The organism is Streptomyces sp. MB09-01, from assembly GCF_033794505.1.
Lineage (GTDB): Bacteria > Actinomycetota > Actinomycetes > Streptomycetales > Streptomycetaceae > Streptomyces.
Map to the genome: position 1 here is coordinate 14,854 of NZ_JARAYQ010000067.1, position 20,646 is coordinate 35,499.

The following is a 20,646-nucleotide window of genomic DNA, read 5'->3' on the forward strand; positions in this document are numbered from 1 at the left end:
TGGTTGAATCGGTGGCACATGCGCATAGGTACGCGGGGAGCGCCCATGGCCGACAGGCAGCAGACCGATCCGGCTCCACAGTGGTGGAGCCGGCCCGAGGGCACGGCTGACGGCCGCCCCGCAGGAGTGCCCTCGCCGCGGCCCGGAGCCGGGGACGGGACGGGGCAGGAGGCGGGGCAGGAGCCCGGCGCCGAGGACGGCGCCCCGGCCGCCCAGGACGCCGCCCCGGACGGGGCGGCCCCGGCCCGCGAGGTGCGCTACGACCCCTGGGGCGGGCAGCCGCTGCAGGTCGTGGACCGCGGCAGGGACCGGCGCGGCTTCCGGCTGTGGCAGGTGGCGGCCCTCAGCGCCGGAACCGCCCTGCTCGCCGGCGGGATCGGCGGCTACGTCGGCGTGCTCGCCGAACGGCAGAGCAGCACGCGGCTCGAACTCCCCCAGGCCGCCGCCGCCGACAAGGGCCGGGCGCCCGCCAGCGTGGCCGGGATCGCGGCCACCGCGCTGCCAGGAGTGGTGACCCTGCACGTGCGGGGCGAGAAGGGCAGCGGCACGGGCACCGGCTTCGTCCTCGACGAGCAGGGCCACATCCTGACCAACAACCACGTGGTCGCCGACTCCAAGGAGATAGCGGTCACCTTCAGCACCGGCGAAAGCGTCACCGCCGAGCTGGTCGGCCGCGACTCCGGGTACGACCTGGCCGTGGTCAAGGTCAGCGGCGTACGGGGCCTGCGGCCCCTGAGCCTGGGGAACTCCGAGAACGTGCAGGTCGGCGACCCGGTGGTGGCCATCGGCGCGCCCTTCGACCTCTCGAACACCGTCACCTCCGGCATCATCAGCGCCACCGGCCGGCCCGTCACCGCGGGCGGCGACAAGGGCGACGGCAGCGACATCAGCTACGTCGACGCCCTGCAGACCGACGCCCCCATCAACCCCGGGAACTCCGGCGGCCCCCTCCTCGACGCCAAGGCCCACGTGGTCGGCATCAACAGTGCGATCCGCGGAGCCGACAAGGACGACCCCACCCGCCAGGGCGGCTCCATCGGACTCGGCTTCGCCATCCCCATCAACCAGGGCAAGCGCGTCGCCGAGGAGCTCATCCGCACCGGCCGCGCCACGCACCCCGTCATCGGGGTCACCCTCGACATGGACTACACGGGCGACGGAGCCCGGGTCGGGGACGAGGGCGAGGACGGCAAACCGTCCGTGGTCGCCGACGGACCGGGCGCGCACGCCGGGATCAAGGCCGGCGACGTGATCACCAAGGTGGACGGCCAGCGGGTCCGGGGCGGTGACGAGCTGATCATCAAGATCAGGGCGCACCGGCCGGGCGATCCGCTGACCCTCACCGTGCTGCGCGAGGGCCGGGAACGCACGCTCCGGGTGGTCCTCGGATCGGCGAACGGATCATGAGCGCGGGGTGACGGCCGGGGCACCTCCCGGACGAAGTCTGGGGGTGAAACGGCCACGGAGTGGCACGCAGGTATGGGTGTGAGGACAACGCCGGGTACCGTGTGTTCGGGCCCGAAGTGATACAGAGCCGAGGAGCGGCAAGGTGTTCAACGACATAGGCGCACTCGAACTCGTCACGATCGTGGTGCTCGCCATTCTCGTTTTCGGCCCGGACAAGCTGCCCAAGGTCATTCAGGACGTGACGGGCGTCATCCGGAAGATCCGCGCGTTCTCGGACAGTGCGAAGCAGGACATCCGCTCCGAACTCGGCCCGGAATTCAAGGACTTCGAGTTCGAGGACCTGAATCCGAAGACGTTCATCCGCAAGCAGCTGACCGAGAACGAGGACCTCAAGGAGATCCGCAGCAGCTTCGACCTCCGCAAGGAGCTCAACGACGTCGCCGACGCCGTGAACAGCGACGAGGCCACCCCCGCTGCGGCCGCCCCGTCGGCCGCCGCCACGCCCATCGGCACCGGCCCGGATCTGCTGAAGAAGCCCGTCTCCCCGGCCCCTGAACAGCGTTCGCGCTTCGACGCCGACGCCACGTGACACGCGGCTTGCCCGGCGATCCGCGGTCGGGTGGCTATCCTCCATCTGTTGTCCGGACCCAGGACGCCCGAGGGAGGGGGTCCCCCCAGCCCAGCGAGGGGGAGGGCCGTTCCGGACCCCACGGAACGAGAGGCCGCTCAGATGGAGACGACGAGCAGTAGCCGGGTCGGAGCGCAGACCGCCGAGGCCCCCGCCACCGCCGCCGCACCCGCGCAGGAACCGCAGACCGACGCGGTGACCGGCGCGCAGACCGACACACAGCCCCAGGAGGCCGCCGCACCCGTGCCGGCCGCCCGGCGGACGGCCGAGGGCTTCCTGGCCGCAGACTTCCCCTGGTACGGGCTGGACGGGGCCTTCAGCGGACCCCGCTGGCTGATGCAGGTCGGCACCGCCGCCGACGGGACCGTGGAGCACGGCTCCACCGGTCACGGCGACGAGCCGTCCGCCCGGGGCGAGATCGCCACCGGCGAGAAGGAACGCTTCGCGGTGGTCATCACCGTGGCGAGCAACCCGCTGCGCCGCAGCGGCGACGGCACCGGCGTCCTGGAGGCCACCTCGGTCTCCTCGGCGGCCTGGCTGGCCGGCTCCGGGCTGCTGGCCTACAGCTGGCCCGGGCAGATGGACCACTCCCTGCGCGACGACTGGCTCGACCAGCAGACCGAGGCGGCGTGGGAGCTCGCGGACGACCTCGCCGGGGATGACTGGTCGACGCTGTCGCTGCCGGTCGACGGGGAGCCGACGCCGTTCCACTACCGGGAGTCGGAGTTCGGCTGGGTGCTCGCGGGTTCCACCGGGACCGGGGTGCACCTGGGGGCGTACGGGCGGGGGATGAGCGCGTACGGGCTCGGGTTCTCGGCGATCGCGGACCTCGGCACGTACGAGTAGCGGGCCGGCGGGTACGGGAAAGGGCACCGCCGGCCGGCGGTGCCCTTTTCACCCCGCGCGGCCCGTGCGGGCCGCGGTCGGCTAGAACTTGTTCCGGGGAGTGATGCCCAGGGACATGCCCGAGAGGCCGCGGGCGCGGCCGCCGAGCTTGCCGGCGATGGCGCGCAGGGCCGCGCCGGCCGGGGAGTCCGGGTCGGACAGGACGACCGGCTTGCCCTCGTCGCCGCCCTCGCGCAGGCGGACGTCGATCGGGATCGAGCCCAGCACCGGCACGGTCGCGCCGACCGTCTTGGTCAGCCCGTCGGCGACCTTCTGGCCACCGCCCGAGCCGAAGACGTCCACCATCTCGTCGCAGTGCGGGCACGGCAGGCCCGACATGTTCTCGACGACGCCGACGATCTTCTGGTGGGTCTGCACGGCGATCGATCCGGCCCGCTCCGCGACCTCGGCCGCGGCCTGCTGCGGGGTGGTGACGACCAGGATCTCGGCGTTCGGCACCAGCTGGGCCACCGAGATCGCGATGTCGCCGGTGCCCGGCGGCAGGTCCAGCAGCAGGACGTCCAGGTCGCCCCAGAACACGTCCGCCAGGAACTGCTGCAGTGCCCGGTGCAGCATCGGGCCGCGCCACACCACCGGGGCGTTGCCGGGGGTGAACATGCCGATGGAGATGACCTTCACGCCGTGCGCCGACGGCGGCATGATCATGTTCTCGACCTGGGTGGGACGGCCGTCCACACCCAGCATGCGCGGCACGCTGTGGCCGTAGATGTCGGCGTCGACCACGCCGACCTTCAGGCCGTCGGCCGCCATCGCCGCGGCCAGGTTGACCGTGACCGAGGACTTGCCGACGCCGCCCTTGCCGGACGCGACCGCGTAGACGCGGGTCAGCGAGCCCGGCTTGGCGAAGGGCACCTCGCGCTCGGCGGTGCCGCCGCGCAGGGTGGCGGCCAGGTCCTTGCGCTGCTCGTCGCTCATCACGTCGAGGGTGACGGCGACGGAGGTGACCCCTGCGACCTTCTCGACGGCCTCGGTGACGTTCTTGGTGATGGTCTCGCGCATGGGGCAGCCCGACACCGTGAGGTAGACCGTGACGGCGACCGCGCCGCGGTCGCCGATCTCCACCGATTTGACCATGCCGAGCTCGGTGATCGGCCGGTGGATCTCGGGGTCGTTCACCGTCGCCAGAGCGTCCAGGATCGCGTCCTGCTCAGGTGCGGCGGCGGAGCTTGTGTCGGTAGCCATGCCCCGATGGTACGGCTCGGTAGCAGGGCTCAGGGAAGCCCGTCAGCGGTCGCCTTCATCACGTTCCGCCGGGAATAGACGCCGCTCGTCCATCTCCTTGATCAGGTCCTGGAACTCGGACCTGATCCAGTCGCGCGTGGCGACCTCGCCCAGGCCCATGCGCAGGGCCGCGATCTCGCGGGTCAGGTACTCCGTGTCGGCGATGGACCGCTCGTTCTGCTTGCGGTCCTGCTCCAGGTTGACCCGGTCGCGGTCGTCCTGCCGGTTCTGCGCGAGCAGGATCAGCGGAGCGGCGTAGGAGGCCTGGAGCGACAGCATCAGGGTCAGGAAGATGAACGGGTACTTGTCGAACCTCAGATCGTCCGGCGCGAAGATGTTCCACAGCACCCACAGCACGATGACCAGCGTCATCCAGACGATGAACCGTCCCGTGCCGAGGAACCGCGCCACCTTCTCCGACAGCCGCCCGAAGGCCTCCGGGTCGTACTCGGGCAGCAGCGAGCGGCGGGGCGCGCGCGGCAGGTCCAGGCGCACCCGCGACCGGGTCAGCGCGCTCGACCCGGTGCTCTGCGCGGACCTTCCCGCCCGTTCGCCAGAACGTTCCGCCGCTTCCACCGCCAGCCCGTGCTCACGCGCCTGCATCCGGGCCTGCTCGCGCCGCTCCCGGATCTGCTCCCGGCGCCGCTCGCGCGCCTGCTCACCGCGCCCCCGGTCGAAGCGCCCTCTCTCATTGGCCACCCAAGGCCTCCTCGGAATGGAATTCCGTCTCCCGCCAGTCGTCCGGCAGCAGGTGGTCCAGCACGTCGTCGACCGTCACCGCGCCCAGCAGCGATCCGCTCTCGTCGACCACCGGCACCGCGACCATGTTGTAGGCGGCCAGGTGCGTGGTCACCGCGGGCAGCGAGGCGTCCGGCCGCAGCGGCGGCAGGTCCGTGTCCACGATCGAGCTGACCAGCGTGAACGGAGGGTCCCGCAGCAGCCGCTGGAAGTGCACCGTGCCCAGGTACTTGCCCGTGGGCGTCTCGTCCGGCGGCCGGCACACGTACACCTGCGCCGCCAGCGCGGGCGACAGGTCCGCCTGCCGTACGCGGGCCAGCGCGTCCGCGACCGTCGCGTCCGGCCGCAGCACGATCGGTTCGGTGGTCATCAGGCCGCCCGCGGTGTTCTCCTCGTAGGACAGCAGGCGGCGCACATCGGCCGCGTCGTCCGGCTGCATCAGCGTCAGCAGCCGCTCCTTGTCGTCCTCCGGCAGCTCCGACAGCAGGTCGGCCGCGTCGTCCGGGTCCATGGCCTCCAGGACGTCGGCGGCGCGCTCCTCCTTCAGCTTGCCGAGGATCTCCACCTGCTCGTCCTCCGGCAGCTCCTCCAGCACGTCCGCGAGCCGGTCGTCGTCGAGGGCGTTGGCCACCTCGGCGCGCCGCTTCGGCGTCAGGTGGTGGAGCACGTTCGCCACGTCGGCCGGGCGCATCTGCTCGAAGGTGGCGACCAGGTTCTCGGCGCCCTGCCCGTGCTCCTCCAGCGAGAAGCCCGTCACCGCCGACCATTCCACCGTCAGCGTCTCGCCCCGCCGGCGCAGTGCCCCCGACTTGCCCTTCCGCACGAAGATCCGGTCGATCTCCCAGTCGCGGCGGGCCGGCAGCTGCTGGATGGCCACGTCCAGGACGGTGACCTCCTCGCCGCTGGCCACCAGCGTCACGCGGCGGTCCAGCAGTTCGCCCAGGACCAGCCGCTCGGTGGGGCGCTGCTCGAAGCGGCGCATGTTGACGACACCGGTGGTGATGACCTGCCCGGACTCCACGCCCGTGACGCGGGTCATCGGCAGGAAGATCCGGCGCCGGCTGACCACCTCCACGACCAGGCCCAGCAGCCGCGGCGGGCGGCCGCCGACGCGCAGCATCGCGACCAGGTCGCGGACGCGCCCGACCTGGTCGCCGTTGGGATCGAAGACGGGCACACCCGACAGATGCGAGACGAAGATCCGCGGGGCGCCTGCAACCATCCGAGCGCCTCCTAGAGCGTCCATCAACAGTCGTACGGGCCCTCAGGCTAGCCCGTGCCGCGAGCAAGCGTCCTGGTGGGCGGTCCGCCCGGGGTCCTGCGGGGTCCGCCCGCCTCACCTGGGGCGCGGTCGCGGACGGCGGAGTACGGGCGGGTACGCTGCCTGCTGCTCGCAGACGTACGCTGCCTGCTACTCGCAGACGACCGACGAGAGGCACCTGCTCGTGACCGCCTACTTCCCCGCCGCGCGGCTGCGCCGGGCCGCCTTCATCGGCGTCTTGTGCGCGGGCCTCGCCGTCACCGGTACGGGCTGCGGGGAGGACCCCGACGAGGGCACGAACGGCGTCGGCAAGCTCTCCGCCGACAAGATCGAGGCGAAGGCGAAGGCGGCCGCCACGGAGGCCGACTCGGTGCACCTGTCGGGCACGCTGGTGAGCGGCGGCAAGTCCTTCACCCTCGACATGCGGCTGAAGTCGGACGGCGGCTCCGGCGAGGTGAAGTCGCAGGACGACACCTTCCAGCTGCTGCGCGTGGGCGAGCAGCTGTACCTGAAGGCGAGCGCGGCGTTCTGGGGACAGTCCGACTCGGCCGGCAAACTGGGCGACAAGTACGTGAAGGTGCCCGAGGGCGACCCCTCGTACAAGCAGTTCCGGGGGTTCACCGACATGGACGTCCTGCTCGACGGGCTGCTGGGCCTGGAGGGCAAGCTCGCCAAGGGCTCCTACACGAAGGTCGGGCACACCCGCGCGGTCCAGGTCACCGCGGACAAGGGCAAGGGCGGAAAGCTCTCGGTGTCCCTGGAGGGGACCCCGTACCCGCTGCTCATGGAGCGCGCGGGCGGCGCCGGCCGGGTGGAACTCGCCGAGTGGGGCAAGACCTTCCCGCTCGACCCGCCCGCGCAGGACCAGACCGTCGACTACGGATCCCAGCTGCCGACGACGAAGGAGCAGGGCGGCGCCCCCGCCCCGGCGCCGTCCAAGGGTTCCGGCCAGGGCGCGAACCCGACCAAGCCCTGAGCCGCGCCCGGGACCCCGGCGCTGTCAAGTCCCGAAATCCCGGTGCATGACCCCGCGGGGTGCCTCCGGCCTACTGGAAGGGAAACAAGGGCGCGACAAGGTGCCCCTGGCCACCAGCGGGAGGAATCGTGACTCGCAAGATCAGGAAGACTCCGTCCGTCTGAGCATCGCGGCGATCGTGGCGTCGGCCGCGGCGGCTGCGGGAGGCGCCGTACTCCCCGCCACGACGGCGACCGCGGCCCCGGCCACCGGGGTGAACGCCGCCCCGTTCGCGGAAGACCCCGGCGCGGACGTCGACACCGGCGAGGACCCCGATGTGGACCCGGAGGAGCCTGAGGAGCCGGTAGAGCCCGTGGACCCCGGCACCATCCTCGAGAGGGGCATAAATCCCCCTGAGGAGCCTGTAGAGCCTGAGGAGCCCGTGGACCCCGGCACGATCCTCGAGAGGGGCATAAATCCCCCTGAGGAGGACAGCAGCGGAGAAGAGTGACGGCAACCGTGGCCGTCGGCAGGGGCGGCGGGGTGGTCCGCCGGAACGCCCTAACCCCGGGCGGCCTTCTTGCGCTTGAGCAGGAGCTTCGGCAGGTGCGCCGGGATCGGGCGGCGGGTGATCGCCGGGGACGCGAGCGGGGCCGCGACCAGCGAGCCGCCGGGGAGGGCGGAGACCGCCTCCGGCTCCAGGCGGAGCAGTCGGCACTCCCGTGCCCACCGCTCTGTCATCTCCTCCGAGTCGGGCGCGTTCAGCCGCTTGCCCTTGAGCTCGGCGACCGCCGCCGCCCACTCCTCGCCGCGGGGCGCGAGTTCCCGCACGGTCGCGGTCCAGGCCACCAGCCGGCCGCCCTTGTCCTTGCTCCGCACGGTCACCTCGGCGGACGCGCCGTCGGCCAGGCCGGGGAACGGCTGCTCGCCGGGCCCGTCGCCCAGGACGTGGGCCGCGCCGTCCACCCAGGCGTGCCACAGGGCACGGTCGGCCCCGGCGCCCCGGACCCAGATCAGGCCGGACTTCTTCGTGGCCTCCTCGACGAGGGCCAGGTCGAGCGTGCTGAGAGTCATGCGGACAGGGTAGGGGGTCCCTGCGCGCGCCCTACAGCCAGCCGTGGCGGCGCAGCGCGCGGTGGATGGTGAAGCAGATCCCGACGATCGAGGCCATCACCATCGGATAGCCGTACTTCCACTGGAGCTCGGGCATGTGCTCGAAGTTCATCCCGTACACCCCGCAGATCATCGTCGGCACGGCGATGATCGCCGCCCAGGAGGTGATCTTGCGCATGTCCTCGTTCTGGGCGACCGTCGCCTGCGCGAGGTTGGCCTGCAGGATCGAGTTCAGCAGCTCGTCGAAGCCCATCACCTGCTCGTGCACCCGCGCCAGGTGGTCCGCGACGTCCCGGAAGTACTTCTGGATGTCCGGGTCCACCAGCCGCATCGGCCGCTCGCTCAGCAGCTCCATCGGGCGCAGCAGCGGCGAGACGGCCCGCTTGAACTCCAGCACCTCGCGCTTGAGCTGGTAGATGCGGCCCGCGTCGCCGCCCCGCGTACTGCCCTTGGCGGGGGCGGCGAAGACGTCGCTCTCCACCTCGTCGATGTCGTCCTGCACCGCCGCCGCGACCGCGATGTACCCGTCGACGACGTGGTCGGCGATGGAGTGCAGGACCGACGAGGGGCCCTTGGCGAGGAGGTCGGGGTCGTCCTGGAGCCGGTGGCGCAGCCCCTTGAGGGAACCCTGGCCGCCGTGCCGCACCGTGATGACGAAGTCGGGGCCGGTGAAACACATCACCTCGCCGGTCTCCACGACCTCGCTGGTGGCGGTCAGTTCGGCGTGCTCGACGTAGTGGATCGTCTTGAAGACGGTGAAGAGCGTGTCGTCGTAGCGCTCCAGCTTCGGCCGCTGGTGCGCGTGCACCGCGTCCTCCACGGCCAGCGGGTGCAGTCCGAAGGTGGCGGCGATCCCCGCGAACTCGGCCTCGGTCGGCTCGTGCAGACCGATCCAGGCGAAGCCGCCGTCCTCGCGGACCCGGCGGATCGCCTCACGGGGCGTCAGACAGGCCGGCCCCAGCACCCGCCGGCCGTCGCGGTACACGGCGCAGTCGACCACCGCGCTGCTCGCCGACGGGTCACGGGTGGTGTCGTAGCCGGGCTGGGCGGGGGTGGACTTGCGCAGCGACGGGCGGACGGCCGCACGCAGGTAGGGCAGCATCGACATGGCAGGCTCCTTCGCACGCACGGCTGCGGACCGTACGGGTGGGAGACCCTCCACGACCGCGGGCGGGCAGGCCCGGGCACGGGGGAGGGAACAGGACGGGAGGACAAAGTTCTGCCGTCGCTCTTCTACTGATCAGGAGATCAGACGGGGCGGGAATCACCCGTCACAGAAGCGGAAGAGCGATTGGTACTGCACGATCGACTTCGATCCATTGCAGCCCCACCTCCTCCGGCCGGTCCCCCGTGGGGGAGGTCCTGTCTCCGGGGTGCCAGGCATGCTTCGGCATGCGGCCCCGAACAGCTGTCAACACTATCAGCCGACGGATGGTCAAGACCCGCCCTTTACCCGCCTGATACGAGTTCTATGCTCGCTCCATGGCAGAAATTCTGGCCCTCGTCGAAGCCCGGCTGCGCTCCGCGTTCGGGGAACCCGACGCACGCGCCGCCGTCACCTTCCTGGGCACCGACCGCATCGAGGTACTCCGTTTCGCCGAGGGCGACCTCGTGCGGTACGCGACCCTGGGGATGTCCGCACACCCGATGACCGATCCGACCGCCGTGGTCGCCGACCCCGTACGGGGCCCGCGCGCCGAACTCGTGCTGACCGTACGGGGAGGGCTGGCGGCCACCGACAAACTCCTCCGGCCGCTCGCGGTGCTGGCCGCGTCCCCGCAGGTCGAGGGGCTGATCGTGGCCGCCGGCGCCTCGCTCGACGTGGGCGGGCCGCTCTGGGACGGGGCGCCCTTCAGCTCCGTCCTCGTGGCGGAACCCGGGGGGCTGGTGGAGGACCTGGTGCTCGACGAGCCCATGGATCCCGTGCAGTTCCTGCCCCTGCTGCCCATGACGCCGAACGAGGCCGCCTGGAAGCGGGTGCACGGCGCGGCCGCCCTCCAGGAACGATGGCTCGCGCGCGGAACGGACCTGCGGGATCCTTTGCGTACTGCTGTCGCACTGGACTGACGGCCCGGACGGGTGAGCGCGCCTTGACTGGCGGCCGGGCGGGGAGGAGCGTGGCTTCTTATGAGGGGTGAACCAAGTTGCCCGAAGTGCGGCGGCCGGGTCAGGGCGCCCGGACTCTTCTCCGACTCCTGGCAGTGCGCGCTGCACGGCGCTGTCCACCCCCTGCAACCCGTCATCCCGCCCAGTGTCGAAGGCCTGGGCGTCGTGGTGCACCGGTCCCGGGTTCCGGTGTGGATGCCCTGGCCGCTGCCGGTGGGGTGGCTGTTCACGGGGATCGCCTCCGCCGGTGACGACCGCAGCGGCGGCCGGGCGACGGCCGTGGCCTGTTCGGGCCCCGGTCCGCTGGGGGGCATCGGCGAGCTGGTGCTGGTCGCCGAGGAGCTGGGCGTGGGCCTCGGCACGCGGTACGCGGGGATCGACGGGCCCGACCCCGGCCCCTACATCGACGTCTCGTCACCGCCCCACGCCAAGGTCGTCGCCGCGGGCCGCCCGACCCCGTTGTGGCACCTGAACGGAGCCCCCGACGACCGGGCCGTCTTCGCGGGGGAGGCGAGGGGCCTGTGGCTCTGGGCCATCGTCTGGCCGGAGCAGTCCGGCCTCCTCATGTACGACGAGCTCGTCCTCACCGATCTCCGCGACGCGGGATCGGAGGCCGAGCTCCTTCCGTGCGGGGCCCTGAGCCCGCGCATCCTGGGCCCCGCGTAGACCGTCCGCTCCGGATCACGGGGCCCGCCGGCCCGGTTATCCTGGAGTGTCCCCGTCCGTACGACCTCTGGAGCCCGGCTGTGCGCATCGACCTGCACGCCCACTCCACGGCCTCCGACGGTACGGACACCCCCGCCGAACTCGTGCGCAACGCCGCCGCCGCGGGGCTCGACGTGGTCGCGCTGACCGACCACGACACCGTGCGCGGATACGGCGAGGCCCTCGCGGCCCTGCCCGCCGGGCTGACCCTGGTGACCGGGGCCGAGCTGTCCTGCAGGCTCGACGGGATCGGCGTGCACATGCTCGCGTACCTCTTCGACCCCGAGGAGCCCGAGCTCGCCCGCGAGCGGGAGCTCGTCCGGGACGACCGGACCCCGCGCGCCCGGAGCATGGTGGACAAGCTGCAGGCGCTCGGCGTCGACGTCACCTGGGAGCAGGTGGCCCGGATCGCCGGCGAGGGCTCGGTCGGCCGGCCGCACGTCGCCACCGCCCTGGTCGAGCTGGGCGTCGTGCCCACCGTCTCGGACGCCTTCACGCCCGACTGGCTCGCCGACGGCGGCCGCGCGTACGCGGAGAAGCACGAGCTCGACCCCTTCGACGCCATCCGCCTGGTCAAGGCGGCCGGCGGCGTCACCGTCTTCGCGCACCCCGCCGCCGTCAAGCGCGGCCGGTGCGTGCCCGAGTCCGCGATAGCCGAGCTGGCGGCCGCGGGCCTGGACGGCATCGAGGTGGACCACATGGACCACGACGCCGACGCCCGCGCGCGGCTGCGCGGCCTGGCGGCCGACCTCGGACTGCTGACCACCGGGTCCAGCGACTACCACGGCAGCCGCAAGACCTGCCGCCTCGGGGAGTACACGACCGACCCCGAGATCTACGGCGAGATCACGCGCCGCGCGACCGGGGCCTTCCCGGTGCCCGGCGCCGGCGGACGCGAGCGCTGACCGGCCCCTCCCGGCCCGCTCCACCCGTTCCACACCCTTTTCTTCGCGACACCCCTCTCTCCTGCAAGGCATCACTGTGTTTGATTTCGCCGTCTTCGGATCCCTTTTTCTCACGCTTTTTGTGATTATGGACCCCCCAGGGATCACGCCGATCTTCCTCGCCCTGACCTCCGGCCGCCCCGTCAAGGTGCAGCGCCGCATGGCCTGGCAGGCCGTCTGCGTGGCCTTCGGGGTCATCGCCGTCTTCGGCATCTGCGGCCAGCAGATCCTGGACTACCTGCACGTCTCCGTCCCGGCGCTGATGATCGCCGGTGGTCTGCTGCTCCTGCTCATCGCGCTGGACCTGCTCACCGGCAAGAACGACGAGCCGAAGCAGACCAAGGACGTGAACGTGGCCCTGGTGCCGCTGGGCATGCCGCTGCTGGCCGGTCCCGGTGCGATCGTGTCCGTCATCCTGGCCGTGCAGAAGGCGGACGGGCCCGCCGGCCAGGTTTCCGTATGGGCCGCGATCATCGCCATGCACGTCGTGCTGTGGATCACCATGCGCTACTCGCTGGTGATCATCCGGGTCATCAAGGACGGCGGCGTCGTCCTCGTGACGCGGCTCGCGGGCATGATGCTCTCGGCGATCGCCGTCCAGCAGATCATCAACGGCGTGCTCCAGGTCGTACAGGGCTCCTGACCCGACGGCCCGCTCATGCGAACGCCCCCGCACCGGATCGGTGCGGGGGCGCGAACGTTTTCGTGCGGGCGTCAGATGGACGCACTCTCGGCCGGTCGGATCAGAATGCGCTGGCCGACGGCTGCGGCCTGCTGCACGATCCGGTTGACGGAGGCCGCGTCCACGACGGTGCTGTCCACGGCGGATCCGTCGACGTCGTCCAGGCGCAGAATCTCGAAGCGCATGGGGCTTCTCCCTTCGTCAGTGTTTCTCCTTGCACTGGTTCAACGAAGTGTAGGCCGCAATCATTCCCTACGCTAAGGAAATTTTTTCACTCGCTAAGGACTAGCCGGTGCAGGCGTCCCAGAAGGCGGCCAGCGCGGCGGCCGTGACGGCCGGATCCTCGGCGTTCGGGGAGTGCCCCGTCCCGGGGACGACCACCCGCTCGGCGCCGAGGCGCCGGGCCATCTCGTCCATCAGCGGGACCGGCCACGCGTCGTCGACGGCTCCGGACAGGACCAGCTTCGGCAGTCCGGTCCGGCTCAGCTCCGCCACCCGGTCGGGCTCGGAGATCAGCACCCGGCCCGTGACGATCAACTGCTCGGGAACGGTCGCCACCCACCGCCCGCGCAGGAACTCCGCCAGCTCGGCGGAGTCCGCGGCCGCGTCCTGAGGGTCGTAGGCGCGCATCGCCGCCCAGATGGCGGGCATGTCCCCGCCCATCGCCTCCAGCGCCGCCACCAGCAGCTTCGTACGCGCCTGCTGCCCCTCCGTGATCGCGGCGGGTCCGCTGCTCAGCAGGGTGAGCGAGGTGAAGGGCGAGGGATCGCGCAGCACCGCGGCGCGCGAGATCAGCCCGCCGAGGGAGTGACCGACCAGGTGCACGCGGTCCGGTCCCAGGGCGCGGACCTGCGCGAGCACGTCCTGCGCCAGCTCCTCCAGGGCGTACGCCGGCTCCTCGCGCGGGCCCGGCGTCTCGTACTGGCCGCGCCCGTCGACGGCGACCACCCGGTACCCGGCGGCCGCCAGCGGCTCCAGGAGGCCGATGAAGTCCTCCTTGCTGCCCGTGAAACCGGGGACCAGCAGGGCGGTGCCGCGGACGGGCTCACCGGCTTCGTGCACGGCGAACTCGCCGCGGTCGGTGGTGAGGCGGTACGCGCGGGCGGCGGAGGGAAGGGTGAGGCGCGGCGGCTTGCTCATGGACCAGAGGTTACCGGCCCGTAGCTTCCCGGGGCAGCCGCCCCCGGACGACCCCGGGTACGCCGACGGCCCCGGCCCCCTCGGAAGGGGGACGGGGCCGTCGGCGTGGTGCTCGGGTGGCTCACGCCTCCGGGGCGGCCGCGACCTTGCGGGTGCGGGTGCGCTTCGGCTTCGCCGGCGCCTCCTCGGCCACGGCGGCGGCCTCGGCGACCGGAGCGGCCTCCGCGACCTTGCGCGTACGGGTGCGCTTCGGCTTGACCGGCGCCTCCTCCGCCACCGCGACGGCGGCGGCTTCGGCGACCGGAGCGGCCTCCGCGACCTTGCGGGTGCGGGTGCGCTTCGGCTTCGCCGGAGCCTCCTCCGCCACCGCGACGGCCTCGGCGACGGCCGGAGCCGCCTCCGCGACCTTGCGCGGACGGGTCCGGCGGGCCTTCACGGGCTCCACCGGAGGCGCCATCTGGAAGTCCGGCTCCGGAGCGGTCTCGACGACCCTGCGGACCCGGGCCCGGGGGGCCTTGACCGGCTCCAGGGGCGCCGCCGTCTGGAAGTCGGGCTCGGGAGCGGCCTCCGCCACCTTGCGGGTGCGGGTGCGCTTCGGCTTGACCGGAGCCTCCTCCACCACGGCGACCGGAGCGGCCTCCACGACGGGAGCGGCGGCGACCGGGGCGGCCTCGACGACCGGAGCGGCCTCCACGGCCTGGGCCGGCACCGCGGCCACACGGGTGCGGCGGCGGCGCGGCCGGCGCGCCTCGTCGGCGGCCGGAGCCGTCGGCGCGTCCACCACGGGGGTGACGGCGGCGGCCTCGGCACCCTCGGCGAGCTCCGCACCGCCACGGGTGCGGCGGCGCTGACGCGGCGTACGGGTGCGCGCGGGGCGCTCCTCGGTCACCACGGCGGCAGCGGCCGGACCGGAGCGTCCGCCACGGCCACCGCGGCCGCCGGTCTCGCCCAGGTCTTCCAGGTTCTCGGCCTTCAGGCCGGCCCGCGTGCGCTCGGCGCGCGGCAGGATGCCCTTGGTGCCGGCCGGGATGTTCAGCTGCTCGAACAGGTGCGGGGACGTGGAGTACGTCTCCACCGGGTCGTGGAAGTCCAGCTCCAGCGCCTTGTTGATCAGCTGCCAGCGCGGGATGTCGTCCCAGTCGACCAGGGTGACGGCGATGCCCTTGTTGCCCGCGCGGCCGGTGCGGCCCACGCGGTGCAGGAAGGTCTTCTCGTCCTCCGGCGTCTGGTAGTTGATGACGTGGGTGACGCCCTCGACGTCGATGCCGCGCGCGGCGACGTCGGTGCACACCAGCACGTCGACCTTGCCGTTGCGGAACGCGCGCAGGGCCTGCTCGCGCGCGCCCTGGCCCAGGTCGCCGTGGACGGCACCGGAGGCGAAGCCGCGCTTCTCGAGCTGCTCGGCGATGTCGGCCGCCGTGCGCTTGGTACGGCAGAAGATCATCGCCAGGCCGCGGCCCTCGGCCTGCAGGATGCGGGAGACGAGCTCCGGCTTGTCCATGTTGTGCGCACGGAAGACGTGCTGCGCGGTGTTGGCGACGGTCGCGCCCTCGCCGTCCTCGGAGACGGCGCGGATGTGCGTGGGCTGCGTCATGTACCGGCGGGCCAGGCCGATGACAGCGCCCGGCATGGTCGCCGAGAACAGCATCGTCTGACGCTTCGGCGGCAGGTAGCTCATGATCCTCTCGACGTCGGGCAGGAAGCCCAGGTCGAGCATCTCGTCGGCCTCGTCCAGGACCAGGGCCCGGACGTGCGACAGGTCGAGCTTCTTCTGCCCGGCCAGGTCGAGCAGGCGGCCCGGGGTGCCGACGATGATGTCGACGCCCTTCTTGAGCGCCTCGACCTGCGGCTCGTACGCCCGGCCGCCGTATATGGCGAGGACGCGGACGTTGCGGACCTTGCCCGCGGTGAGGAGGTCGTTGGTGACCTGGGTGCACAGCTCGCGGGTCGGAACCACCACGAGGGCCTGCGGGGCGTCGGTCAGCTGCTCGGGCGTGGCCCGGCCCGCCTCGACGTCCGCGGGGACGGTCACCCGCTCCAGCAGGGGAAGGCCGAAACCGAGCGTCTTGCCGGTTCCGGTCTTGGCCTGGCCGATGACGTCCGTGCCGGAAAGCGCGACGGGGAGTGTCATCTCCTGGATCGGGAAGGGGGACACGATGCCGACGGCCTCAAGGGCTTCGGCGGTTTCGGGAAGGATCCCGAGGTCTCGGAACGTAGTCAGGGTGCTGCCTCTTCTGTGAGACGCGGCGCGAGGCGGCGAGGGGGGTCGTACCGTGCCGTGCTTGCAGTACTGCTACGTACGAAGCTGCGCGGGACCACTAGCCTTCGCTCAGGCGCATCTGCCGCTGAGGGGGCCCCTCGTAGGAGGCGGTACGCATGAACGTACGCACCACACTGAGGGCGGTCGGTTGGAGCCGATCGGGCCACCGACCGGGCATCCTCATTCGGATGGCCCGCCGAGTGTTCGGCAGGCGCATTACCACTGTACCCCGGAATCGCGCAGGTGTGTCGGGTGAATTCACCGGGCGGACGCGTTTAGCTGGACAGCCGGTCAACCGCCGTGATGACTTGGAGCGGCATTCGGCGGGCTATTGTGCGGAGCATGTCGACCGTAGAAAACGCCTCGCCCGCCGACGACAGCGCCCCCGCCGGAGCCGCGGGCATCGCCTCCCAGGACTGGGCGACCGCCTCTGCCTCGCCGCAGTACCGGGCCGCCGTCGTGGACCTGCTCGGCGCGCTCGCGTACGGCGAGCTCGCGGCCTTCGAGCGCCTCGCGGAGGACGCGAAGCTCGCGCCCACCCTGGACGACAAGGCCGAGCTCGCCGCGATGGCCTCCGCCGAGTTCCACCACTTCGAGCGGCTGCGGGACCGGCTCGCGGCGATCGAGGTCGAGCCCACCGCCGCCATGGAGCCCTTCGCCAAGGGCGTCGACGACTTCCACCGCCAGACCGCGCCGTCGGACTGGCTGGAGGGTCTGGTCAAGGCGTACGTCGGCGACTCCATCGCCAGTGACTTCTACCGGGAGGTCGCCTCCCACCTGGACAACGACACCCGTGCGCTCGTGCTCGGCGTGCTCGACGACACCGGCCACGGCAACTTCGCCGTCGAGAAGGTGCGCGCCGCGATCGAGGCGGACCCGCGCTGCGGCGGCCGGCTCGCGCTGTGGGCCCGCCGGCTGATGGGCGAGGCCCTCTCACAGGCCCAGCGTGTTGTCGCCGAGCGCGACGCGCTCTCGACCATGCTGGTCGGTGGCGTCGACGGAATGGCGGCGGGCTTCGACCTGGCGGCCGTCGGCGAGATGTTCACCCGGATCACCAAGGCGCACACCAAGCGGATGGCGGCCCTCGGCCTCGCCGCCTGACCGGACGCCTCCGTACGCCCCGCAGGGCTGACTCCCTACGCCCGCAGGGCTGACGCGGCACCACACGGCTCCATGCACCGGCCCCGGCGCGCATCGTGCGTGCCGGGGCCGGCGTACGTCTGGCAGGGGATCCTCAGCGGCGGGTCCCCGGGGGGCGGGCCCTCACGGATCACCCCCGCGACGGGAGCGAAAACGGAGTCCTGTGCGCGGACCTGCGGGGTCCGGAGGCCGGGTGGAGCAGCAGGGACAGGACCACCGCGGACACGAGCACCCCGCCGACCAAGGTCGCGGTCAGGGTGTTGTGCCCGGGGCCCAGCGCGAAGTGGGTGAGATACGCCCCGAACAGCGCCCCCAACACCCCACTGACCAGCACCACTCTCGGGGACGGCAGACGGCGTGCGAGCACTCGGGCGGCTGTTGCGGACAGGGCGAGGCCCAACAGAGCGGAGCCGAGCACTTCCATCAGCAGCATGAGGTCTCTCCCATACGTCAGGGCAAACCGTGTCACTGCCGTCCTACCCGAAGCGGAAGAAAGGGAAACGGCCCGGTGGAATCAACCACCGGGCCGTTTGCGACAGTTCTCAGAGCGCGCCGAAGCCGACCTTGCGCACGCTCGGCTCACCCAGGTCGACGTACGACAGGCGGTCGGACGGCACCAGGACCTTGCGGCCCTTGTTGTCGGTGAGGCTCAGCAGCGGCTCGTTGCCGGACAGCGCCGCGGTGACGATGCTCTCCAGCTCCTCGGCGCTCAGGTCGCTCTCCAGCACGATCTCCCGGGGTGCGTGCTGCACGCCGATCTTGACCTCCACGGCTTTGTCCCTCCGACGATCCGGTTCGCGCGATCAGCCGCGCCGTACGCGGTCCACATTAGCCCGGAGAGGGGATGCGGACCGCGCGGAACGGACACGCTGGAAGCGAACAGCGGCGGGTGACGGGCCGCGGACCGGTCAGGCCGGGTCGGGTCCGGGGCTCGGCTCGGCGCCGTGCAGCGGGAAGCCGGCGATGCCGCGCCAGGCGAGCGAGGTCAGCAGGCCGACCGCCGTGTCGCGGGCGACCGGGCTCTCGCTGGACAGCCAGTAGCGGGCCACGACCTGCGAGACCCCGCCCAGGCCCACGGCCAGCAGCATCGACTCGTCCCGGGACAGGCCGGTGTCCTCGGCGATGACCTCGCAGATGGCCTCGGCGCACTGCAGCGAGACGCGGTCGACGCGCTCGCGCACCGCCGGCTCGTTCGTCAGGTCGGACTCGAAGACCAGCCGGAAGGCGCCGCCCTCCTCCTCCACGTACGCGAAGTACGCGTCCATCGTCGCGGCCACGCGCAGCTTGTTGTCCGTCGTCGACGCGAGCGCGGTGCGCACGGCGAGCAGCAGGGCCTCGCAGTGCTGGTCCAGCAGCGCCAGGTACAGGTCGAGCTTGCCGGGGAAGTGCTGGTACAGCACCGGCTTGCTCACCCCGGCACGCTCGGCGATGTCGTCCATCGCCGCAGCGTGGTAGCCCTGCGCGACGAAAACCTCCTGGGCCGCGCCCAGGAGCTGGTTGCGCCGGGCTCGGCGCGGCAGTCGCGTGCCCCGCGGACGCGCTGCCTCGGTCTGCTCGATGGCTGTCACGCCGCCTCCCACTTTCTCTAAGAACACAGTGCGCTCTGCGCCGCGCCCGCCATCGTACTTTTCGGTAACCGAATCTGGAGGGTTCAAGCCGAGTTTTCTCGCGGTACGGACGGCCCGGAGGCGCTGGTCAGCGGTCGGTCGGAGGCCGGTCAGCGGTAGTCGTCCTCGTCCAGCGGCACCACCCGCGCCTGCTCGGCGGCATCGCCGTCCGCGGCCTCGCCCACGTCCGCACCGGTGATCGGATCGTCCTCGTCCGGCCGGAGACCGGCCAGCTGCTCCGCCACATCCGCCTCGGGCGCCTCAGGATCGAGGGTTTCCGGAAACGGCTCCCGGAAGGTGTCCGGCTCCGCAGGGTCGACAGTCATGCCGCTCCCCTCGCTTCCTTGCTCTCACCTATGAGCCTAGGAGGATCGCGGATGCGCCGCTATGCGGATGGGGATCCCGCTTGTGTCTGTGACCGCGAACACAGGAAGTGGAACGTGATCGTCTCGTAACATTGCCCGCATGTCTTCGACCGAGCTGCCGGGCGTACGGTCCACCCCCGAGCTGTCCTCCCTGGTGGGAGCAGTCCGGGTGGCCGAAGGAGAGCAGCTGCGCACCGCCGCGCTGCCCGGACTGGAACTGGCCGTGCGGGTGCGCCCGCCCCTGCGCACGGACCTGCCGCCCGCACTGTTCGTGCACGGCCTGGGCGGTTCCTCGCAGAACTGGTCGGACCTCATGGCGCAGCTGGCCGACACCGTCGACGGAGAGGCCGTCGACCTGCCCGGCTTCGGCTGGTCCCCACCGCCCGCCGACCGGGACTACTCCGTCACCGCGTTCGCCCGCGCCGTCATCCGTCACCTCGACGCCGCCGGGCGCGGGCCGGTCCACCTGTTCGGGAACTCCCTGGGCGGCGCCGTCTCCACCCGGGTCGCGGCCGTCCGGCCCGACCTCGTGCGCACCCTCACGCTGGTCTCGCCCGCCCTGCCCGAACTGCGCGTGCAGAAGGCGGCCGTGCCGACGGCGCTGCTCGCCGTGCCGGGGGTCGCCGGGCTCTTCAGCCGGCTGACGCGGGGCCTGAGCGCCGAGCAGCGCACCCGTGGAGTGACGGAGCTCTGTTACGGAGACCCCTCCCGGGTGACACCCGAGGGCTTCCGCAACGCCGTGGAGGAGATGGAGCGGCGGATGGCCCTGCCGTACTTCTGGGACGCGATGACCCGCTCCTCGCGCGGCATCGTCGACGCCTACACGCTCGGCGGCCAGCACGGGCTGTGGCGCCAGGCCCAGCGGGTTCTCGCGCCGTCCCTGCTGGTCTACGGTGGCCGGGACCAACTGGTCTCGTACCGTATGGCCCACAAGGCCGCCGCCGCCTTCCGGGGTTCGCGGCTGCTGACCCTGCCCGAGGCCGGGCACGTGGCGATGATGGAGTACCCCGAGGTGGTCGCCGCCGCCTTCCGGGAGCTGCTCCGCGACACCGGCCCGGGCGAGGGCGGGACCGACCGAGATACCGAAGACGGCAGAGGCTGACGACCGTGGGACGACATAGTCGCAAGGCCCCGGGCACGGCCCCGGCTCCCGCCGCGGCCCCTGCTCCGCTCCCGCCGCAGGCGGAGCCGGAGCCGTGGCCGTGGCCGTACGAGGAACCGCCCGCCGCGTACTGGCCCGAGCCCACGGTGACCCACCAGGGGTACGTCTCCCAGGACGCGCCGTTCGCCGGCGCGCGGGCCGGAGGCCACCCCCAGCAGTACGAGCCCGGCGGCGCCTGGGGGGCCCGCCCCGACTCCGTGTACGGGGACTGGCACGGGGTACCGCGCCCCCGCCGCGCCCCCGCCGGCGCGGCCCTCCTGGACTCCGACACCCCGGCCTTCGGCACCCCGGCGGTGGGCTTCCCGC

General features: G+C 72.2%; 23 protein-coding genes and 1 pseudogene. 12 read left to right on the plus strand and 12 right to left on the minus strand.

Annotated features, from left to right (window positions below; translation table 11 throughout):
• Positions 1 to 45: 45 nt before the first annotated feature.
• The 3 genes from PV721_RS16425 to PV721_RS16435 all read left to right on the plus strand — a co-directional run bounded on the left by PV721_RS16425 (position 46) and on the right by PV721_RS16435 (position 2,881).
• Complete coding sequence (locus tag PV721_RS16425; protein WP_416371113.1) at positions 46 to 1,407, plus strand: S1C family serine protease; 1,362 nt, start codon at positions 46 to 48, stop codon at positions 1,405 to 1,407.
• Positions 1,408 to 1,549: 142 nt separating this feature from the next.
• Positions 1,550 to 1,996 (plus strand): sec-independent translocase, encoded by a 447-nt coding sequence (locus PV721_RS16430; RefSeq protein WP_319724780.1) that lies wholly within the window; start codon positions 1,550 to 1,552, stop codon positions 1,994 to 1,996.
• Positions 1,997 to 2,137: 141 nt separating this feature from the next.
• Positions 2,138 to 2,881, plus strand: coding sequence for a hypothetical protein (locus tag PV721_RS16435; protein ID WP_319724782.1), 744 nt, complete (start codon positions 2,138 to 2,140; stop codon positions 2,879 to 2,881).
• Positions 2,882 to 2,962: 81 nt separating this feature from the next.
• Here the strand turns inward: PV721_RS16435 and PV721_RS16440 are convergent, their stop codons facing one another.
• The 3 genes from PV721_RS16440 to PV721_RS16450 all read right to left on the minus strand — a co-directional run bounded on the left by PV721_RS16440 (position 2,963) and on the right by PV721_RS16450 (position 6,122).
• A complete protein-coding gene (locus PV721_RS16440) occupies positions 2,963 to 4,123 on the minus strand; it encodes an Mrp/NBP35 family ATP-binding protein (RefSeq protein ID WP_319724784.1) in 1,161 nt (386 codons plus the stop codon).
• Positions 4,124 to 4,165: 42 nt separating this feature from the next.
• The gene (locus PV721_RS16445; RefSeq protein WP_319724820.1) at positions 4,166 to 4,765 is read right to left on the minus strand and encodes a DUF1003 domain-containing protein; all 600 of its coding nucleotides are present in this window, start codon (positions 4,763 to 4,765) and stop codon (positions 4,166 to 4,168) included.
• An 85-nt stretch (positions 4,766 to 4,850) separates the two neighbouring features.
• Positions 4,851 to 6,122: a magnesium transporter MgtE N-terminal domain-containing protein gene (locus PV721_RS16450; RefSeq protein ID WP_319724786.1), complete on the minus strand. Its 1,272-nt coding sequence runs from the start codon at positions 6,120 to 6,122 to the stop codon at positions 4,851 to 4,853.
• Positions 6,123 to 6,345: 223 nt separating this feature from the next.
• Between PV721_RS16450 and PV721_RS16455 the strand changes: the two genes are divergently transcribed.
• Positions 6,346 to 7,137, plus strand: a complete 792-nt coding sequence (locus PV721_RS16455; RefSeq protein WP_319724788.1) for a hypothetical protein — start codon at positions 6,346 to 6,348, stop codon at positions 7,135 to 7,137.
• Positions 7,138 to 7,237: 100 nt separating this feature from the next.
• Positions 7,238 to 7,627 (plus strand): hypothetical protein, encoded by a 390-nt coding sequence (locus PV721_RS16460; protein ID WP_319724790.1) that lies wholly within the window; start codon positions 7,238 to 7,240, stop codon positions 7,625 to 7,627.
• A 50-nt stretch (positions 7,628 to 7,677) separates the two neighbouring features.
• Here PV721_RS16460 and PV721_RS16465 read toward each other — a convergent pair whose 3' ends face one another.
• Both PV721_RS16465 and PV721_RS16470 read right to left on the minus strand, forming a co-directional pair.
• Positions 7,678 to 8,190, minus strand: coding sequence for a hypothetical protein (locus PV721_RS16465; RefSeq protein ID WP_319724792.1), 513 nt, complete (start codon positions 8,188 to 8,190; stop codon positions 7,678 to 7,680).
• 31 nt (positions 8,191 to 8,221) lie between these two features.
• On the minus strand, positions 8,222 to 9,337 hold the full coding sequence (locus PV721_RS16470; protein WP_319724794.1) for a magnesium and cobalt transport protein CorA: 1,116 nt from the start codon (positions 9,335 to 9,337) through the stop codon (positions 8,222 to 8,224).
• A gap of 374 nt (positions 9,338 to 9,711) precedes the next feature.
• Between PV721_RS16470 and PV721_RS16475 the strand changes: the two genes are divergently transcribed.
• The 4 genes from PV721_RS16475 (at position 9,712) to PV721_RS16490 (ending at position 12,627) form a co-directional block, all read left to right on the plus strand.
• Positions 9,712 to 10,296 (plus strand): suppressor of fused domain protein, encoded by a 585-nt coding sequence (locus tag PV721_RS16475; RefSeq protein WP_319724796.1) that lies wholly within the window; start codon positions 9,712 to 9,714, stop codon positions 10,294 to 10,296.
• 60 nt (positions 10,297 to 10,356) lie between these two features.
• Entirely contained in the window at positions 10,357 to 11,001 is a 645-nt protein-coding gene (locus PV721_RS16480; protein WP_319724798.1) for a DUF6758 family protein, read from the plus strand.
• Between the two features lie 80 nt (positions 11,002 to 11,081).
• Entirely contained in the window at positions 11,082 to 11,945 is an 864-nt protein-coding gene (locus PV721_RS16485; protein ID WP_319724800.1) for a PHP domain-containing protein, read from the plus strand.
• Between the two features lie 76 nt (positions 11,946 to 12,021).
• Positions 12,022 to 12,627: a MarC family protein gene (locus PV721_RS16490; protein WP_319724802.1), complete on the plus strand. Its 606-nt coding sequence runs from the start codon at positions 12,022 to 12,024 to the stop codon at positions 12,625 to 12,627.
• 71 nt (positions 12,628 to 12,698) lie between these two features.
• Here PV721_RS16490 and PV721_RS16495 read toward each other — a convergent pair whose 3' ends face one another.
• The 3 genes from PV721_RS16495 to PV721_RS16505 all read right to left on the minus strand — a co-directional run bounded on the left by PV721_RS16495 (position 12,699) and on the right by PV721_RS16505 (position 15,937).
• Positions 12,699 to 12,851: a hypothetical protein gene (locus PV721_RS16495; RefSeq protein ID WP_199808063.1), complete on the minus strand. Its 153-nt coding sequence runs from the start codon at positions 12,849 to 12,851 to the stop codon at positions 12,699 to 12,701.
• 100 nt (positions 12,852 to 12,951) lie between these two features.
• Positions 12,952 to 13,806, minus strand: a complete 855-nt coding sequence (locus PV721_RS16500; protein ID WP_319724807.1) for an alpha/beta hydrolase — start codon at positions 13,804 to 13,806, stop codon at positions 12,952 to 12,954.
• A gap of 121 nt (positions 13,807 to 13,927) precedes the next feature.
• Positions 13,928 to 15,937, minus strand: a complete 2,010-nt coding sequence (locus PV721_RS16505) for a DEAD/DEAH box helicase (protein ID WP_319724809.1) — start codon at positions 15,935 to 15,937, stop codon at positions 13,928 to 13,930.
• A 471-nt stretch (positions 15,938 to 16,408) separates the two neighbouring features.
• On the opposite strand from PV721_RS16505, the gene PV721_RS16510 reads away from it, so the two are divergent.
• Complete coding sequence (locus tag PV721_RS16510; RefSeq protein ID WP_319724811.1) at positions 16,409 to 17,167, plus strand: ferritin-like fold-containing protein; 759 nt, start codon at positions 16,409 to 16,411, stop codon at positions 17,165 to 17,167.
• A gap of 169 nt (positions 17,168 to 17,336) precedes the next feature.
• Here the strand turns inward: PV721_RS16510 and PV721_RS16515 are convergent, their stop codons facing one another.
• From PV721_RS16515 to PV721_RS16530, 4 genes are all read right to left on the minus strand, one after another.
• Complete coding sequence (locus tag PV721_RS16515; RefSeq protein WP_319724812.1) at positions 17,337 to 17,639, minus strand: hypothetical protein; 303 nt, start codon at positions 17,637 to 17,639, stop codon at positions 17,337 to 17,339.
• Between the two features lie 109 nt (positions 17,640 to 17,748).
• Positions 17,749 to 17,976 (minus strand): DUF3107 domain-containing protein, encoded by a 228-nt coding sequence (locus PV721_RS16520; RefSeq protein WP_030709995.1) that lies wholly within the window; start codon positions 17,974 to 17,976, stop codon positions 17,749 to 17,751.
• A 138-nt stretch (positions 17,977 to 18,114) separates the two neighbouring features.
• On the minus strand, positions 18,115 to 18,774 hold the full coding sequence (locus PV721_RS16525; RefSeq protein ID WP_319724815.1) for a TetR/AcrR family transcriptional regulator: 660 nt from the start codon (positions 18,772 to 18,774) through the stop codon (positions 18,115 to 18,117).
• Between the two features lie 149 nt (positions 18,775 to 18,923).
• A complete protein-coding gene (locus PV721_RS16530) occupies positions 18,924 to 19,139 on the minus strand; it encodes a hypothetical protein (protein ID WP_319724817.1) in 216 nt (71 codons plus the stop codon).
• Between the two features lie 139 nt (positions 19,140 to 19,278).
• Here PV721_RS16530 and PV721_RS16535 point away from each other — a divergent pair, with 139 nt between their 5' ends.
• Both PV721_RS16535 and PV721_RS16540 read left to right on the plus strand, forming a co-directional pair.
• Complete coding sequence (locus tag PV721_RS16535; RefSeq protein WP_319724818.1) at positions 19,279 to 20,280, plus strand: alpha/beta hydrolase; 1,002 nt, start codon at positions 19,279 to 19,281, stop codon at positions 20,278 to 20,280.
• Positions 20,281 to 20,285: 5 nt separating this feature from the next.
• A pseudogene (locus tag PV721_RS16540) lies at positions 20,286 to 20,646 on the plus strand (hypothetical protein); the annotation flags it as partial.

Excerpts from the sequence above, each read along its gene's own strand:
- PV721_RS16425 (WP_416371113.1), top strand. The coding sequence starts at position 46 with ATGGCCGACAGGCAGCAGACCGATCCGGCTCCACAGTGGTGGAGCCGG.
- PV721_RS16435 (WP_319724782.1), top strand. The coding sequence starts at position 2,138 with ATGGAGACGACGAGCAGTAGCCGGGTCGGAGCGCAGACCGCCGAGGCC.
- PV721_RS16440 (WP_319724784.1), bottom strand. The coding sequence starts at position 4,123 with ATGGCTACCGACACAAGCTCCGCCGCCGCACCTGAGCAGGACGCGATC.
- PV721_RS16445 (WP_319724820.1), bottom strand. The coding sequence starts at position 4,765 with ATGCAGGCGCGTGAGCACGGGCTGGCGGTGGAAGCGGCGGAACGTTCT.
- PV721_RS16450 (WP_319724786.1), bottom strand. The coding sequence starts at position 6,122 with ATGGTTGCAGGCGCCCCGCGGATCTTCGTCTCGCATCTGTCGGGTGTG.
- PV721_RS16465 (WP_319724792.1), bottom strand. The coding sequence starts at position 8,190 with ATGACTCTCAGCACGCTCGACCTGGCCCTCGTCGAGGAGGCCACGAAG.
- PV721_RS16470 (WP_319724794.1), bottom strand. The coding sequence starts at position 9,337 with ATGTCGATGCTGCCCTACCTGCGTGCGGCCGTCCGCCCGTCGCTGCGC.
- PV721_RS16475 (WP_319724796.1), top strand. The coding sequence starts at position 9,712 with ATGGCAGAAATTCTGGCCCTCGTCGAAGCCCGGCTGCGCTCCGCGTTC.
- PV721_RS16480 (WP_319724798.1), top strand. The coding sequence starts at position 10,357 with ATGAGGGGTGAACCAAGTTGCCCGAAGTGCGGCGGCCGGGTCAGGGCG.
- PV721_RS16495 (WP_199808063.1), bottom strand. The coding sequence starts at position 12,851 with ATGCGCTTCGAGATTCTGCGCCTGGACGACGTCGACGGATCCGCCGTG.
- PV721_RS16500 (WP_319724807.1), bottom strand. The coding sequence starts at position 13,806 with ATGAGCAAGCCGCCGCGCCTCACCCTTCCCTCCGCCGCCCGCGCGTAC.
- PV721_RS16505 (WP_319724809.1), bottom strand. The coding sequence starts at position 15,937 with ATGACACTCCCCGTCGCGCTTTCCGGCACGGACGTCATCGGCCAGGCC.
- PV721_RS16510 (WP_319724811.1), top strand. The coding sequence starts at position 16,409 with ATGTCGACCGTAGAAAACGCCTCGCCCGCCGACGACAGCGCCCCCGCC.
- PV721_RS16515 (WP_319724812.1), bottom strand. The coding sequence starts at position 17,639 with ATGCTGCTGATGGAAGTGCTCGGCTCCGCTCTGTTGGGCCTCGCCCTG.
- PV721_RS16530 (WP_319724817.1), bottom strand. The coding sequence starts at position 19,139 with ATGACTGTCGACCCTGCGGAGCCGGACACCTTCCGGGAGCCGTTTCCG.
- PV721_RS16535 (WP_319724818.1), top strand. The coding sequence starts at position 19,279 with ATGTCTTCGACCGAGCTGCCGGGCGTACGGTCCACCCCCGAGCTGTCC.